General features: G+C 45.0%; 16 protein-coding genes. 9 read left to right on the forward strand and 7 right to left on the reverse strand.

Annotated elements, in window-relative coordinates; genetic code table 11:
- The first annotated feature begins 3 nt into the window (after positions 1 to 3).
- From mnmA to ACPD8L_RS00175, 3 genes are all read left to right on the forward strand, one after another.
- Positions 4 to 1,194, forward strand: coding sequence for a tRNA 2-thiouridine(34) synthase MnmA (gene mnmA / locus ACPD8L_RS00165; protein ID WP_423941068.1), 1,191 nt, complete (start codon positions 4 to 6; stop codon positions 1,192 to 1,194).
- A gap of 77 nt (positions 1,195 to 1,271) precedes the next feature.
- Complete coding sequence (locus tag ACPD8L_RS00170) at positions 1,272 to 2,213, forward strand: NAD(P)H-dependent flavin oxidoreductase (protein WP_423941070.1); 942 nt, start codon at positions 1,272 to 1,274, stop codon at positions 2,211 to 2,213.
- A 46-nt stretch (positions 2,214 to 2,259) separates the two neighbouring features.
- A complete protein-coding gene (locus ACPD8L_RS00175) occupies positions 2,260 to 2,730 on the forward strand; it encodes a hypothetical protein (protein WP_423941072.1) in 471 nt (156 codons plus the stop codon).
- A gap of 11 nt (positions 2,731 to 2,741) precedes the next feature.
- Here the strand turns inward: ACPD8L_RS00175 and ACPD8L_RS00180 are convergent, their stop codons facing one another.
- From ACPD8L_RS00180 to ACPD8L_RS00205, 6 genes are read right to left on the reverse strand one after another with little or no spacing between them, the layout of a single operon-like run.
- On the reverse strand, positions 2,742 to 4,076 hold the full coding sequence (locus ACPD8L_RS00180) for a DUF58 domain-containing protein (protein ID WP_423941075.1): 1,335 nt from the start codon (positions 4,074 to 4,076) through the stop codon (positions 2,742 to 2,744).
- A 7-nt stretch (positions 4,077 to 4,083) separates the two neighbouring features.
- Entirely contained in the window at positions 4,084 to 5,082 is a 999-nt protein-coding gene (locus ACPD8L_RS00185; RefSeq protein ID WP_421809009.1) for an AAA family ATPase, read from the reverse strand.
- A 2-nt stretch (positions 5,083 to 5,084) separates the two neighbouring features.
- Positions 5,085 to 6,296 (reverse strand): DUF4350 domain-containing protein, encoded by a 1,212-nt coding sequence (locus ACPD8L_RS00190; protein ID WP_423941078.1) that lies wholly within the window; start codon positions 6,294 to 6,296, stop codon positions 5,085 to 5,087.
- Positions 6,297 to 6,298: 2 nt separating this feature from the next.
- Complete coding sequence (locus tag ACPD8L_RS00195) at positions 6,299 to 7,018, reverse strand: DUF4129 domain-containing protein (RefSeq protein ID WP_116219284.1); 720 nt, start codon at positions 7,016 to 7,018, stop codon at positions 6,299 to 6,301.
- Complete coding sequence (locus tag ACPD8L_RS00200; RefSeq protein WP_116219283.1) at positions 7,015 to 7,956, reverse strand: hypothetical protein; 942 nt, start codon at positions 7,954 to 7,956, stop codon at positions 7,015 to 7,017. Before ACPD8L_RS00200 ends, ACPD8L_RS00195 begins: the two co-directional genes overlap by 4 nt.
- Positions 7,931 to 8,905, reverse strand: a complete 975-nt coding sequence (locus tag ACPD8L_RS00205; protein WP_116219282.1) for a stage II sporulation protein M — start codon at positions 8,903 to 8,905, stop codon at positions 7,931 to 7,933. Before ACPD8L_RS00205 ends, ACPD8L_RS00200 begins: the two co-directional genes overlap by 26 nt.
- A 36-nt stretch (positions 8,906 to 8,941) precedes the next feature.
- Between ACPD8L_RS00205 and ACPD8L_RS00210 the strand changes: the two genes are divergently transcribed.
- From ACPD8L_RS00210 to ACPD8L_RS00230, 5 genes are all read left to right on the forward strand, one after another.
- The gene (locus ACPD8L_RS00210) at positions 8,942 to 9,667 is read left to right on the forward strand and encodes an RDD family protein (protein ID WP_423941082.1); all 726 of its coding nucleotides are present in this window, start codon (positions 8,942 to 8,944) and stop codon (positions 9,665 to 9,667) included.
- Positions 9,668 to 9,669: 2 nt separating this feature from the next.
- Entirely contained in the window at positions 9,670 to 10,284 is a 615-nt protein-coding gene (locus ACPD8L_RS00215; protein WP_116219280.1) for a trimeric intracellular cation channel family protein, read from the forward strand.
- A gap of 222 nt (positions 10,285 to 10,506) precedes the next feature.
- Positions 10,507 to 11,652, forward strand: a complete 1,146-nt coding sequence (locus ACPD8L_RS00220) for a hypothetical protein (RefSeq protein WP_423941085.1) — start codon at positions 10,507 to 10,509, stop codon at positions 11,650 to 11,652.
- A gap of 8 nt (positions 11,653 to 11,660) precedes the next feature.
- A complete protein-coding gene (locus ACPD8L_RS00225) occupies positions 11,661 to 12,170 on the forward strand; it encodes a DoxX family membrane protein (RefSeq protein ID WP_116219278.1) in 510 nt (169 codons plus the stop codon).
- Positions 12,167 to 14,818 carry a carboxypeptidase-like regulatory domain-containing protein gene (locus ACPD8L_RS00230; protein ID WP_423941088.1) on the forward strand — a complete coding sequence of 884 codons (2,652 nt, stop codon included), beginning with the start codon at positions 12,167 to 12,169 and terminating at the stop codon, positions 14,816 to 14,818. The genes ACPD8L_RS00225 and ACPD8L_RS00230 overlap by 4 nt, the downstream gene beginning before the upstream one ends.
- Positions 14,819 to 14,847: 29 nt before the next feature.
- Here ACPD8L_RS00230 and ACPD8L_RS00235 read toward each other — a convergent pair whose 3' ends face one another.
- A complete protein-coding gene (locus ACPD8L_RS00235) occupies positions 14,848 to 15,570 on the reverse strand; it encodes a peptidylprolyl isomerase (RefSeq protein ID WP_423941089.1) in 723 nt (240 codons plus the stop codon).
- Here ACPD8L_RS00235 and ACPD8L_RS00240 point away from each other — a divergent pair.
- On the forward strand, positions 15,569 to 16,210 hold the full coding sequence (locus tag ACPD8L_RS00240) for an NUDIX hydrolase (protein ID WP_423942950.1): 642 nt from the start codon (positions 15,569 to 15,571) through the stop codon (positions 16,208 to 16,210). The two genes, ACPD8L_RS00235 and ACPD8L_RS00240, sit on opposite strands and share 2 nt — an antisense overlap.
- The last annotated feature ends 28 nt before the right edge of the window (positions 16,211 to 16,238 follow it).

Raw genomic sequence — 16,238 nt, forward strand, 5'->3', positions numbered from 1 at the left:
GCTATGAAAAAGGTGGTTATCGGACTTTCCGGCGGAGTGGATTCAAGTGTCTCGGCCTATCTCTTAAAAGAGCAAGGCTATGAGGTTATTGGCCTTTTTATGAAGAATTGGGTCGATGATTCCGTAATCCTATCTGAGGAATGCCCATGGGTAGAGGATAGCAATGATGCACTCATTGTTGCTGAAAAGTTGGGGATTCCATTTCAAACGGTAGATTTGAGTGCAGAGTACAAGGAGCGTATTGTGGATTATATGTTCAGTGAATACGAAAAGGGAAGAACTCCCAATCCTGATGTGCTGTGCAATCGCGAGATAAAGTTTGATGTCTTCCTGAAAATCGCACTACAGTTGGGTGCCGACTATGTGGCCACGGGCCATTATTGCAGAAAGGGCACTCTAAAAAATGCGGATGGTACCGAAACTTACCAATTATTGGCAGGGAAGGACGCAAACAAGGACCAGTCCTATTTTTTGTGTCAACTTTCGCAGGAACAACTTTCCAAAACCCTGTTTCCCATTGGGGAACTGACCAAGCCCGAGGTGCGAAAAATTGCCAATGAGAACGATTTGATCACGGCAGATAAAAAAGATTCCCAAGGCCTTTGCTTTGTGGGCAAGGTGCATCTGCCCGAATTTCTACAACAAAAACTCAAACCCAAAAAAGGGGTAATCGTTGAGGTCCCCCATACGGCCTCACAGTTTTCGGTAACGGCCCCAAGCTTTCAAAACAAGCAAGAAGAGCTGGCATTTAATGCAGAAAAGCCCATATATGCCCAAACTGATGGAAAGGTAGTGGGAGAACATCAAGGCGCCCATTATTTTACCATCGGACAACGAAAAGGTTTAAATGTGGGAGGTACCAAGGAACCTTTGTTTGTGATTGAGACCGATGTGGACAAGAACATTATTTACACCGGGCAGGGGAAAACCCATCCTGGATTGTACCGTCATACCTTGTTTGTAAAAGAGGACGAATTGCATTGGGTACGCCCAGATTTGACCTTGGAGGAAGATGGGACCATGGAAGTCATGGCGAGGATACGGTACCGGCAACCCCTGCAAAAGGCCACTTTGTACAAAACGGAAACTGGACTTTACGTAGATTTTGAAGAAAAACAATCCGCCATTACCGAAGGTCAGTTTGTGGCTTGGTACATCAATGATGAATTGGTGGGGTCAGGTGTGATTTCATAGGTTTGAATTTCTTGTATATTCGCCCTCTATTGATTTTATTTGATTGACTGGAAAAGAGCCCTAATACCGAATATTGGATGAGCAACAGAATCACTGAACTTTTCGGAATTGAATATCCAATCGTCCAAGCAGGGATGGTCTGGGCCAGCGGTTGGCGTTTGGCCTCCGCGGTTTCCAATGCAGGAGGTCTGGGGTTATTGGGGGCCGGGAGTATGTACCCTGATGTTTTGGAAGAGCACATCATAAAATGTAAGAAGGCAACAGATAAACCTTTTGGGGTCAATGTTCCCATGCTGTACCCCGATATCGACAGATTGATGCAGATCATTGTGGACCATGGGGTGAAAATTGTGTTCACTTCCGCAGGAAACCCAAAGACATGGACCAGTTTTCTCAAAGAAAGAGGAATTACAGTGGTACATGTGGTGAGCAGTGTGAAGTTTGCCCTCAAGGCACAAGAAGCTGGCGTGGACGCCATAGTGGCCGAAGGCTTTGAAGCAGGAGGCCACAACGGTAGGGACGAGACCACGACCATGGTACTGATTCCTTCGGTCAAGGAGAAAATAGAGATTCCACTCATTGCTGCCGGAGGTATTGCTAGCGGAAAAGCCATGTTGGCGGCCATGGTTTTGGGTGCGGATGGGGTCCAGATAGGCAGTCGTTTTGTAGCCAGTCCTGAAGCCTCATCCCATGAACTTTTTAAACAATGGGTGGTAAAGGCGCAGGAAGGTGATACCCAACTGACCTTGAAGGAACTGGCCCCGGTACGACTGTTGAAGAACAAATTTTTCCAAGATGTACAACAAGCGTATGCCCAAGGGGCTTCGGCAGAGGAATTAAAAACACTGTTGGGTAGGGCTAGGGCCAAACGAGGGATGTTTGAAGGCGATATGGAGGAAGGGGAGTTGGAAATAGGCCAAGTGTCCGGTTTGATACATGACATTACCCCCGCTGCGGAAATTGTCCGGGAAATGATGGCGGAATTCAACCTTGCCAAACAAAAAACACAAGAGTATTAGAAGTTTAGCGGCTTAAATGCGCAACTTTTCATACTTTTAACCGCTCATGAGAACACTAATCCCCACATTGGTCCTTTTTATGCTCGTTTCGCATGGATATAGTCAAGTGGAGCGAGACAAAGCACTTCATTTTTTAGGAGGTAACCTATTTGGTCTGGCAGGAGCCGGTATAGCCAAACAAATGTCTGAGGGCAGCAGGGTGTGGACCTTTGTCGGTTCCGTAGCCGGAAGCGCCCTCGTTGGGGTGGCCAAAGAAGCTGTGGATGCTGGACAGCGCGAGAACGGTTGGGACAATGACGACTTGGCCGCCACCGTACTCGGAGGGGTCACGGTAGGGGTTACCATCGACCTTTTTTCCAAGAAGAGTGACAAGAAAAGGCTAAGGGGCAATTATGCATCCGCTCCCAAAAGAAAGTTGAGTTTCCCCAGCCGTACAAAGAATTCCGAGGCATTGGTGTTACAGACCATGCCACTATCCCTGAACTCCCTGGCCCTTTTTCCAGCAATGGAAGAGTAAGGAATTTGAAATTAAATAAGTCCCCGAGCTTTTATTTCCAAGTATTTGTTGATGGTGCTGATGGTCAAATTTTCAGGTTTGGTCAAAATGGTTTGGATACCGTGTTTGCGCAGCTCGTTCACGATCAACTTTTTTTCGTAGATAAACTTTTCCGCCATGGTCTTATCAAAAATTTGACGGACGGTTTCCGCCTTTTTATCTGCAAATTCGTTAAGCTCCGTATTTTCAAAGAAAATGACCACCAATAAATGCTGCTTGGCCATGGCCAACAAATAGGGCAATTGTCGGTGAAGGGCATCCAGCGTTTCAAAATTGGTGTAAAGTAAGAGTAGGCTACGCTGGTTCAGGTTTCGTTTTACATCCACATACAATCGGCTAAAATCACTTTCAATAAAATTGGTTTCCAGATTGTACAGCGTTTCCAGGATGAGGTTCATCTGTGAGCTTCTCCGTTCGGCCACAACTCGATTTTCTATCTTGTTACTAAAGGAGAACATGCCTGCTTTGTCCTGTTTTTTTAACGCAATATTGCTGATGACCAAGGTGGCATTGATGGCATAATCCAAAAGACTTAATCCATTGAAGGGCATCTTCATTACCCTTCCCTTATCGATGACCGAATAAATGGGCTGCGACTTTTCATCCTGGAACTGGTTCACCATCAACTGTCCCCGTTTCGCCGTGGCTTTCCAATTGATGTTGCGTATATCATCACCCAAGACATAATCCTTGATCTGTTCAAACTCCATGGTGTGGCCGATACGTCTTATTTTTTTCAACCCATACTCATGAAGTCGATTGGTAAATGCAATAAGGTCGTATTTCTGCAGTTGCAAAAAAGAGGGATAAACCGGTACCTCTTGGGCTTGGTCAAAACCATATTTTCTGGCCAGCAACCCAATAGGCGAACTGGCAAAGAGATTCAGGCTACCAAAGGCATATACGCCCCTTTCGGTAGGTCGTAGTTGGTAATCGTATGTCTTGCTTTTGCCGGAAGCTATTTTGCTGACAAGCCCAAAATCCCTTTTCTGGAACTGAAAGGGAATCTCATCAATGATTTTTACCACTACCTGAAAAAGATAGGTGTTGGTGACTTTCAAAAGAATGGGGTTTTCGTCCCCATTGGAAAGTTTATCGGGGAGCACACGTTTCCCTTCAATTCTTCCTTTGGAAGCGAACAGCAACAATACATCAACAATAACAAAGAGAACCAATAGATAGAATAAAACCTTTACGGCGCCATACAGATTGGGTACCATGAAGGATACCAAAAAACCAACGATGATAGCGGTCAAGGCTATAAAAAATCGTTTTTGCAGGTATATGGGCCTAAAAAGTTTCCTCACAATTCGTCTATCTGGGGATTTCTATACTGTCCACAATTTGTTTCACCACCTGTTCCGAAGTCAGGCCTTCCATTTCCCGTTCGGGGGTAAGCATAATGCGGTGTCCCAATACTGGACCGGCCACTTTTTTGATGTCGTCCGGGGTAATAAAATCCCTACCGTTGATAGCGGCCAAGGCCTTGGAGGCATCCATAATGGCAATGGAAGCCCGTGGCGATGCCCCTAAATAGAGGTTGGCATTGGTCCGGGTATTGTCCACAATGGAGGCGATATATTTTAATAGGTTCTTTTCCACCACAATCTCTTTGATGGTGCTCTGGTAACCCGCTATCTGTTGGGCCGATAGCAAGGCACTGACCAAGTCTTCCTCAATTCGGGTCTTTTGCTCGTGCTTGCTTTCCAAAATCTGTATTTCTTCCTCAAGGGATGGGTAGTTGACCTTGATCTTAAATAGAAAACGGTCCAATTGGGCTTCGGGCAGGCGATAGGTGCCTTCCTGCTCAATGGGATTTTGGGTGGCGAATACCAAAAAAGGAGGTTCCATGGCATATTCCACACCGTCCATGGTAATCTGACGCTCCGCCATGGCCTCAAAAAGGGCGGCTTGGGTCTTGGCCGGGGCGCGGTTGATTTCATCGATCAAGATGATGTTGGAGAACAAAGGCCCTTTTTTAAACTCAAACTCCGAGGATTTGAGGTTAAAGATGGAAGTCCCCAAAATATCACTGGGCATAAGGTCCGGGGTAAACTGTATCCGGCTAAAATCCACATCCATGGTCTTGGCCAGCAGTTTTGCGGTAACGGTCTTGGCCACGCCGGGAACCCCCTCGATCAGGGAATGCCCATTGGCCAAAATGGAAATGATGAGCAGTTCGATCATGTCCTGTTGTCCGATGATGACCTTACCCAATTCGGATTTTATGCCAGAAACGGCTTTCTGCAGCTGGGTAAGATCTACCCGATTGCTGAATTGTAAGGCGTCGTCTTGTTGTTCGTTTTCTTCCATGGTTACAGCTTAAATGCGTTTATTTTTTTATTGAGTTCTATGCTATCTTGCTCAGTATGGGCTTTCTTTTGTTTCAGATGGAGGATAAATTCAATCAAACCCTTGGTCTCCTCCATGCTTTTTCCGGCCCGGGATGCCAAAACCTGAATGGTTTTTTCGCTGAGTGTACTTGTATCGATATGGTATCGACTTCTCAAATGGGCTAGAAAATAGTTTATTTTTTTGTGGACCAGGTCCGTGTAATCCTTGTTTTGATGATATAATGACCCAATCGCTTGGGCAAACTCCACCGAGGAGTTTTTTAAAGGTTCAATGACCGGAATGATGCGTTGTTCCCGTTTTCCGCGAAACAGTACAAAAACCAAAATGCCCAAAATGGACAAATAGTAGGCCCATTTCAGCGAGGCCTGTGTCAGCACAAAGCGCATGGGGGAATCAATGATGATACGGCCTGCTTTTTTATAGTTGTCCCAAAAGAGTTGCTCGTTATCACCCAAATACGAGAAGGTGTAGGAGGCATAGTCTTGGTTCCCTTTTAGCATATAGTAATTGGAGTAGGCCTGCGGGGTGGTGTTGATGATAAAGTTGCCCTTCCCAAATTGGGTTTTGATGAAATTAGGCTTGGTGACCTTTTCATCGGGTTGTCCTTCCAAAAAGTTTTCCTTGGTGTAGGTGATATGCCCCAAGATGGTGGTGTTGATGGAATCCACACTGGTAAAATGGGAATTGAAGATACCTCTGGACAATTCAAATTTCTTGGTGTTGAAGTTGGAATGGGTCAAATTGAGCACAGCGGTTCCCTCTTTGAGGGAGTAATCGGAACCAATGCCAATATTCAGGGTATCCATCAAGGGCCAACCAAAACCCGTGGCTGCCATAAAGACCGTGTTCCCTTGGTGTACGTAGTCCAAAAGTTGATGGGTTTCCTGTTCGTCCAAGTCCACATATTCGTTGATGAGGATATAATTGGACGACAATAGGGTATCCCTTTCCACCAAGACGTCGTACACACTTTCCTGAACGGTTTCAATGCTGCTGTTGGGAAAAATGTTGGGCAGTTCGGAATAAAGGACGTAGCACCCAAAAGGAATTTTGTCCACAGCGGTGTAGGAAGGCCTCCAGTTGATGGGTTTGGGCCGTACCATTTCCGTGATGATGATTCCCAGAACCACCAAGGCAAATAGAGCAATGACTATTTTCGATTTCCGGTCCATGGTCATTGCGGGATTAAAAGGTTCAGGGTGTCAAATCGGGAACTGGTCTTGGCGTAACCGTGTTCATCAATGGGTTGCTCGCCATACCAAATATTTTCATAGAGATAGGATGCTTTTTTGAACTCTTCTTGCAGGCGTACTTCCTTAATCTCCCTGCCATAGTCCAGATTGGTCTTGTCAAAATGCCACTCAATAATGCTCTTTTGGGAGAGGAGTTTCAGGACTCTTAGGAATTGGTAACGCACCGCCAATCGGTAATCCTTTTGTTTTAGGGCAGCATTCATCAGGGCATCCAGGTCTATGGCCTCGATATGGTGTTCGGAAAGGTCTATATCCACAATGGATTTGGCCTTTTTGGAAAAAATGGCATTGAACTTTTCGTTGATGAACATACGGACAAGCAGATAAATGGCCAAAAGCCCCATCAAGCCGTAGATAATATATTCCAAAATCAATAGGGTTTCTGGAGGAATATCAAGACCAAAGGTTTCCCCAAGGCTGTTAAGGACCCATCGGATGAATCGGGCCAATAAATTGGAAGATTCCCCTGTTTTGACTTCGTAGTTGAACTCATCACCCGTATATTTTTGGGAAAGGTCTTCGCCGATTTGCCGGTCGGTGAGTACCGATGCCTCATCAACAGGAATGGGAATACTGTCATTTTGGGCCATGGAAAACATGGTCCATATCAAGAAGAATATGGTGGCAATGCGTTGGATCACTGATCGGATTGTCCTATTTGTTCAATTTTACTTCGGGTATTCACATTATAGGTCTTCTCGTGCAGGGCATAAAAAAGGATGCCATTCACGAATTGCGATAGGCATTGCGCATAGATCATAAGGATGAGCAATAGGCAAAGCCCCAAGGTGTACACTACGGTCGAAACTATGGAAGCTCCCACATCAACATTGTTTTCCACAACATGGAAGGTATATACCCCAATTATGATCATGGGAATCAACAAAATGATGAAAAACAATAGACCGTTGAGCAGTCCCAGAATAAAGTTGACCCCTATAGCCCTCCAAAAGTTTTTGCTGATGAGGTTCCAACCCTCACCAAAACCTTCCGTGACCCCTTTGTTTTCTGAAAGCATGCTGAAATAGGAAACCCCCACCCAAGCAGCGATAAAAAACTGAAGGATATACTGGGCAAACATTCCCAACAGCGGAATAAAGGCAAAGATTACCGAGGCAATCATAAAGCCCAAGTAAATGGGAATGAGTAACAAAATGAATAATAGGGTATTGCCCAATTTGTCTTTGGTGAGTTCCCAGACCGCGGTCTTGTCAAAATGCATTCCCTTGTTTTCCTCGTACTTGATCAAGTAAGAAGAACTTAAACTAAAGTTTAGCCCCCCCACCACTAAAAAAATCAAAAAGAACAGGATACCTCCGGCAATGATATAATACCAGTAGGTGTCGTCAGAGCTTTGACCACTGCTGATTCCATACATACCGGAACTTTCAGAAATCAACCCCACAAAACCCGAAACCAATAGATAACTGGTGATCAAAAGACCGATAAGAAACACGCCATTATAACTGAGAAAAACATTGGTGAATTTCTTGATGTTCTGCCGTAAAAATTCAAAGTAGGTGGTAAGGATGTCCCCAAAATCACGGTTGATCCTAAGTTCTATGTATTTGTCTTTCATATGTTCGGTTAAGTACAATTGGATAAATGATATAGTAATACACAATGAGGAACAACGATCCCCCAATGATCAAAAATGCCAGCCAGTCCGGCATATGGGCGTAGCGGGTAATAAAGCCTTCAATGAAACCAGCAATGATAAAGAAGGGAATGGTACTCACCACCACCTTTAAACCATCTTTGGCCCCTTTCATAAAGGAAACCCGCCTGGAAAATGTTTTGGGAAACAAAATACTGTTGCCCATAATGAGTCCGGCACAACCTGCAATAATGATAACCGAAATCTCAATGGTGCCATGTAGCCAAATTTGTCGGTTGGCCTCAAAAAACACCCCTTTGGTGTAAAAAAAGGTGACAAAGGCCCCCAACATAACTCCATTGCTGAATAAAATATAGGCCGTCCCAATACTGGTGATCACTCCAAAGGCAAAGGCCAAAAAGGCTACTCGGATATTATTGATGGTAATGCCCAAAAAAGTTCCGATTTCACTTCCACTTTTATAAATGGCGGTTGGCTCCCCTTTGGCAATATTGTTCAAGGTTTCGTTCACGTAGGCATCGCCTAAAATGAGCCGTAGAAAGGAAGAATCATTGATGGCGGAAATACATCCAATGGCCGTGGCCACTGCAAAAATCAAGAAAGCGACCCCTAAAGTGCCATGATATTGTTTAAAGAACAGCGGAAATTCCTTGGCCCAAAATTCGATGATGCGGTTGCCGGATTCCTTTTTGTTCCTATAAATTTTTTGATGCGCCTGTGAGGCCAGGGAATTCAAGTACAATAAAGTCTTGCTTTCAGCGTAATACGTTTGTGCGTAGGCCAAATCGTTTGTGAGTTGGATGTAGCCATCCACTAGGGCATCGGGGTCGGTATGGGAACCCATGGAAATTGCTTTTTCAAAAGCAATCCATTTTTCCTTATTTTGTTTCACAAAAGCAGCCTCGCGCATACGTGGAAAATTCCTATCAGTTAAAATTACGGTTATATGGATAACCTCCAAATCAATACAACGCAAAATGTCAACTTAGATTATAAAATCGTTGGTATTGGAGAGAGAATCGTGGCTTTCCTCATCGATGGACTCATCCTGTACATGTATGCGTTTCTGGTGAACCTTGTAAGTGATGCCCTGGGTTATATCTATGAGGATACCTGGACCCAGCGTGGGTTGGCCGCCCTTATTTTTTTACCGGCCATGTTTTATTCGTTGTTGATGCACAGTCTGTTCAACGGACAGACCGTAGGCAAAATGTTGATGAAAATGCGGGTGGTCCGTTTAGATGGCACCCCGGTACACTGGAGTAATCTTTTGGTGCGATGGATGCTTCGATTGGTGGACATTTGGATTTTCTTGGGATCCATAGGCATATTGAGTATCCTGTTTTCAGAAAAAAGGCAGCGGGTGGGGGATGCAGCAGCGGGCACGGTGGTCATCAGTACCAAAAAGAAGACCAAGGTCTCCCATACCATTTTAGAGGAGGTCCATGACGAATATATTCCCCAGTTTACTAATGTTACCTTGCTTACGGACAAAGATGTGCGTTTGATCAAGGAAACCTTTCACATCGCTAAAAAGAGTGGGGATTTTAAGACATTGACGGCGCTTCGGGTAAAAGTGGAAAGCATCCTCCAAACCAATTCGCAGCTCTATGATGTTCCGTATTTGGATACCGTTCTAAAGGATTACAACTACTATACCCAAAACATGTAAGTATGCTGTATCAGATGATAGATATTTTGGGTACGGTGGCCTTTGCCATATCTGGGGTCTTGGTGGCCATGGAAAAGAAATTGGACCTTTTTGGGGTACTCATCATCGCATTTGTCACCTCTATTGGAGGAGGGACCTTGCGCGATCTTCTCATTGGAAATACGCCAGTGGTCTGGATGCGCGACCTCACCTATGTGACCACCATATTTATCACGGTGGTCTTGGCCATTATTTTTGTCAATCAACTTAAATATTTAAGGCGTTCCTTGTTTTTGTTTGATACCATTGGTATTGGGCTTTACACCATGTTGGGTATAGAAAAAGGGCTGCAAGCTGAACTTTTACCGGTAATGTGCATTGCTTTGGGAACCATGACCGCCTGTTTTGGGGGAGTTATCAGGGATATGCTTTGTAACGAGATCCCCATCATCTTTAGACGAAAGGAAATTTATGCCACTACCTGTATTTTGGGTGGGGCAAGTTATTTTTTATTTGTTGGTATTCCCATTCCAGAAGACTATGCCTATATCGCGGCCATCTTGGTCGTGATAGGCCTACGGCTCTTGGCCGTTAAGTTTGATATACGTTTGCCCAACATCTATGGCAAGGAAGCATAGTTCCAATACATTTCTGTAGATTGATGTACCATCGTCTGCCAGCATTAACCTTTGGTTAATGGAATTAACCCTTTGTTAAGCTTTCTTACTTTCTTGTTAATCCTCCCTTGTGCCATATAGTCCTACTTTGGTGCCAAGTTTAGTTGTCTTTATAAATACTAGCAAGGCCGTCCTACTTAGGTCGGCCTTTTTAGCTAACCCTTCAACCAATCAATCAGTATTATGAAATCTCAAAAACTACTTTACATCCTATGTGGTTCGTTCCTTTTCTTGATAGGGACAAAAAGCGTTCAGGCGCAAGGATGTGTGGCCATTAGGCACTTTTCCTCATGTGTGGGCAATACTTTGGAAAGCAATTTGTTGGGCCCGGGTGACATCCAAATTGGAAGTAACTATCGCTATTTTAAATCGTTCAGGCATTTTAGGGGAACAGAGGAAGAACCGGATAGGGTGGCCAACGGGTCCGAGGTGATCAACCATTCCCATTCATGGGATTTTTTCCTCACGTATGGCATTACGGATCGGTTGTATACCAGCATCACCATTCCTACGGTGATCAATACAAGGTCTTCTTTGTACGAACATGGCAGGGAGGAACGGAACACCACATACTCCAGAGGTCTGGCAGACATAAGGGTCGGTGTGGGCTATTGGTTGTTCGATTTGGAAAAAAACCAGAACGGAAACTTGGCTTTGGGATTGGGATTGAAATTGCCCACCGGAAATTACAACGCTTCGGATATATTTTACAATGTGGGCCCAGAAGAAAGTCCTCAGGTAAGGCCTGTGGATCAAAGTATCCAACCCGGCGATGGTGGCTTTGGGATTACCTTGGATTTTCAATTTTACCAAAAGATAGCCGAAAAACTTTTTGCCTATGGGGGAGGGTTTTACTTGCTCAACCCTAGGGAAACCAACGGAACCCGAACGTTTCGGGAAACCTTGAGCCCCATTCTTGAAAATGAGGCCATCATGGCGGTTCCAGACCAATTCTCGGTACGGGCCGGTGTGAGCCAGAGCTTCTCCAACACCATCTCTGGGTCTTTGGGAGCCCGATATGAAGGCGTTCCCGTAAAAGACCTTATAGGTGGCAATGAAGGGTTCAGGAGACCAGGGAATGTACTTTCCATTGACCCAGGAATTGCTTTCATGAAGGATAATTTCTCATTGAATCTGAATGTACCCTTTGCAGTACGGAGAGATCGTCCCCAAAGTGTCACCGATAAACAAACCGAGGAAGCCACCGGAAACCCGAGGAACGGGGACGCCGCTTTTGCGGACTATTTGATCAATGTTGGGGTGTCCTACCGGTTTTCCAACAAAAAAGTAAAGGTAGATCCAGCCTTAATGAATGAATTCAAAAATTAGAAGACGTTATGAAGCAGACCACAAAGCACAATGTTCTGGCAATTGCCATAGGGGTGGTATATCTGTGGTTTGGTGCCCTGAAGTTTTTTCCGGATCTCAGTCCGGCCGAAGGCTTGGCCAAGAGTACCATCCATATGCTCACATTTGGGCTTATTCCAGATGCCGTATCCATAATAGTATTGGCCCTTTGGGAAACCATTGTTGGGGTATTTCTAATTTTCAACCTATGGCGCAGAACCATAGTGGTATTGGCCTTGGTGCATATGGTATTCACCTTTTCGCCCTTGCTTTTCTTTCCTGATCAAGCCTTTGGTGAGGGGCCACTCTACCTAACCTTGGTGGGCCAGTACATTATTAAGAACCTCATTATCATCGCGGCACTTTTAAATCTTGTTGATTTTAGTGCGGAGAACATCAAAAACAAACTTAAATATCCCATTCTATCACCTGTAGGTCTACACCGATTAGGCTTGATCGGTGAAAGGATCCATCAAAAAAATCTGAAAAAAAATAAATGATACAACAAAGGCCATCCCAGGTTTTGGGAACCCTCCTGTGCTTTCTATTCATAAGTATTTCATCTTTTTCACAAACCAAACTCACCGGTAGGGTGGTCGATGCTACCGATTCACAACCCTTGATCGGAGCACAAATTATCTTGCAGGATGGGGAGTTGGGAGGTGTCACCAATGAAAGCGGATACTTCGAATTCAATGTCGATACAGAAACACAAAGCATCCTGATAAAGTATTTGGGATATGAAGAAAAGCAGATTGCCATAACCTCTACCACCAGTGATTTGGGAACCCTGGAACTGAACAGGGCCAATACCACTTTGGATGAGGTCATTGTGAGCGCTTCGCCCGAAAACTTTAAAAAGGAGTTTAAAGGCAGCAATTTTAGGATTAATCCAGTTGTGTTAAAAAGAATGAACCCATTGAGTACGGAAGAGGTATTGCGTACCATTCCCGGGGTCAACATTGTTGGGGACATGGGATTGTCCAATAGACCTAACATCAGTATTCGAGGATCATGGGGGCGAAGATCAAAAAAGGTATTGCTCATGGAGGACGGGACGCCATCTGCCCCGGCACCGTATATAGCTCCAGGGGCTTATTATAATCCTGTAAGTGACCGAATCGCTTCCATAGAGGTGTACAAGGGGGCGGACATGCTCAAATACGGACCCAATAACATGTACGGGGCGGTAAACTATATTACCGCATTGCCACCCCAAAAACCCACATTGCGGTTAAAGCTTACGGGCGGCCAACGCAATTATACCTCAGGACTGTTCTCCTACGGAGGTACTTGGAATAATATTGGCGGATTGGTGGAAGGCGTTTATAAGAAGTTCGATGGATTTACGGACAATTCCTCTGTGGAGATATTGAATCTGAACGCCAAGATTTTTGCCAAATTATCCGAAAATCAATCCCTGTATTTTAAGGTGAGCGGGCAATTTGAAGATAACCAGGCGTCTTTGAGCTCACAAACCCCATTTACCTTTGAAACCGACCCCACCCAAAATCCATTGGACGCCGATCAGTTTACCATGAGGCGGTATGGGGTGGACATCATCCACAAATGGTTGCCCACGGAGCAGTCCAGTTTTACGACCAAGGTGTATGCTTCCGATTTTGAAAGGGATTGGTGGCGACAGGTCACGACCAAGGTCAGGGCCTCTGAGGTGCAAGATTATGTGGGCCCGGATATTTTTAACCAACGGTATGGCTATCTAAATGGAAAATCCTTTGATGATGAAGATTATGTCATCGTGGGCCGTGTGGTGGACGGATTGGAAAGTACAACCGATAGCCGTTGGATTTACAAGGTATCCGGAATTAAGGAAACCTTCAAGACTGCGTGGGAGGCCTTCAATGCCCCGAGTCATTTTGAAGCTAGTATCAACCTGCACAGGGAAACCTTTAAAGATGTGTTCCTAGAGGCTGATAATACCCGTTGGGCACGCTACGGCACCGCAACCAAGGACCTTTGGTACCGTCTATGGTCGGTCAATGGCTATGTTCGGAATGAGTTTCATATAGGTAAAATAGGCATCACTCCCATTTTGCGCTTTGAGCATGTAGACATGTACCGTCAAGATTTGATTGCTCAGGCCCAGGACCCAACCCTTCAAGGTACAACGGAAGGTAGGGAACCCAATGTGTATGATCAGTTTTTACCGGGACTCACCATCAATCATCAGTATGAAAATGGAGAGTTCTTCGGGAGTATCTATCAGGGAATGATCGCCCCATCCAAAGTATTTGGTTTTTTGGTGGAGCAGGATGGCGTGGTGACCAACCCGCTTGAGGGACAGAGCATAAACATTGACCCGGAATTGAGTTGGAACAAGGAAGTGGGATGGCGTGGCAGTCTTTTTGATAATTGTATCAATGGGCAACTGACCTATTTCCACAATGCCAGTCGAAATTTTTATGCCGGGGGACGTAATGAGGTGTTCCAAGAGTTGGGCAGGATCAATGTGCAAGGAGTTGAGATGGCCTTTAATGCCGAAGTTTTCAATAAGGATGGACATCAACTCCATTTGTTGGGTAACCTTACCTATATGCATTCCAAGGTAAAAGGAGGTAGGTTGGAAGACAAGGATCTTTTTTCCCAAGTGGTGCATAGCACGGCGACCCAAAATGAGTATATCCAAAAAGTGAATGCGAACCGGAATGCCTATGAGGTTTATGTGGATAATGGAGGAGGGGAGGTCTTACTGATGGATGCGACTTTGGAGGCTTCAGATTTCCCCAACATTACCAAGAGCATCATCACTTTTGGGGATGGGGGCATTACAAATGCTGAAGCGCCTTACACACCCAAAATCAACATGAGCATTGGCCTAAACCATGATTGGAAGGGATGGTCAAGCGGTATCAACATGCATTATGTAGGCGAACAGTTTACCGAATTCCACAATTTTGAGCGGGAATCGGCAGATGGCGCCATAGGAAAATTACCATCGTTTACCACAGTGGACGCCTTTGTCAACTACGATTTTAAGATAGGCGACAAAACGGACGCCACAGTTTTTGTGAACGGGAAGAACATCACGGATCGGGTGTACCGGGCATCACGGCTGAACAGGGCTACTTCAGGGGTTTTTGCAGGAGGATTCCGGCAGATCATATTCGGAATCAACCTAAAAATATAAGCCAGCCTTTTAATCTTTCCAGTGTAGGGTTACAGCACTTCCGCTTTTAGGATATACACACTTTTCCAAGGCCAGTCCCCATCTCCAACTGGGACTTGGTTTATGGCGTCCACTACATCCATTCCTTCAATGACGTGGCCAAATGGCGTGTAGGAACCATCCAAATGGTACGATCCCGGTTTGGTGACCACAATAAAAAACTCATATGGGGAGGCCAGTTTGTGGGGATTGTCCCGCTCGCTACTGGGCATGGATATGGTACCTCTATGGTGCCTGTGCCCTTTTTGGGTATCGGGCGGAAGCAGGTATCTTCCTATTTTTCCTCGCTTTTGGGCCGTTTTTTTATCATCGGAATTTCCTCCTTGGATAATAAAATCCTTCACGACTCTATGAAATTGGGTGCTATCAAAATACTTCTTGCGGGCCAGATAAATAAAGTTTGCTTTGTGATAAGGAACATTGTCAAAAAGCTCAATGGTAAAGCTTCCCATGTTGGTGGTGAGTTTCACCTTGTTCTTTTTGAGTTCTTTGGCATAGTCAAAAAAGAAGTCGATGGCATTTTCCTCATCCAGTACAAAGGCTTCTTCTTTTTCCTCTTCGGGCTCAGGGAGTTTGTTGCTTTCAGCAGGGATGGAATCCTTCTTTAAGACGGTTTCCGTTGTTTTTATGGTTTCTTTTTTAGGGTTTTCTCCACAGGATACCAGAAAAAATAATAGTATACTTGTGGCCAAAGCCGATGCTTTCAATACCATGAATTTTATCGATTTTAGTGAAATAGCCCTAAAAATAAAAGATCTTCCCCTTCCCGGAGAGGAATCCCACTATAAAATGTCCCCAGAGCTTCGGGTACAATGGTTAAAATCCAATCGGGTAGAGGAAATGAATACCAAGAAGGCAGGAGTCATGGCCCTGTTTTACCCGGATATGGAACAAGAGACAAGGTTGCTGCTCATTCTTCGAAAAGCCTATGAAGGAGTGCATTCCAACCAAATAGGATTTCCGGGAGGGAAGGTGGAACAGGCAGACAGGAATCTTTTGGACACAGCACTTCGCGAGACCCATGAGGAGGTTGGGGTGGTCCCCACGGCTGTTGAGGTGATCAAGGAACTCAGCAATGTGTACATTCCCCCTAGCAATTTTATGGTAACACCCTTCATTGGGATGTATCCAGAACCAAAACCTTTTGTACTCCAGGAAACCGAAGTGGAACGTTTGGTGGAGGTGTATGTAAAGGATTTTTTGGACGATGCCAACCTGATTGAGGAAATCCTCACCACTTCTTACGCAAAAAACATACGTGTACCCGCTTATAAATTAAATGGTTATACCGTATGGGGCGCCACAGCCATGATGCTGAGCGAGATTAGGGAACTTTTACGGCAAGTGCTTTGACCGCGATTTTGTAAATTTGCCCCCAAGA

The sequence above is a fragment of the Flagellimonas algicida genome (assembly GCF_049629585.1).
Classification (GTDB): Bacteria; Bacteroidota; Bacteroidia; order Flavobacteriales; family Flavobacteriaceae; genus Flagellimonas.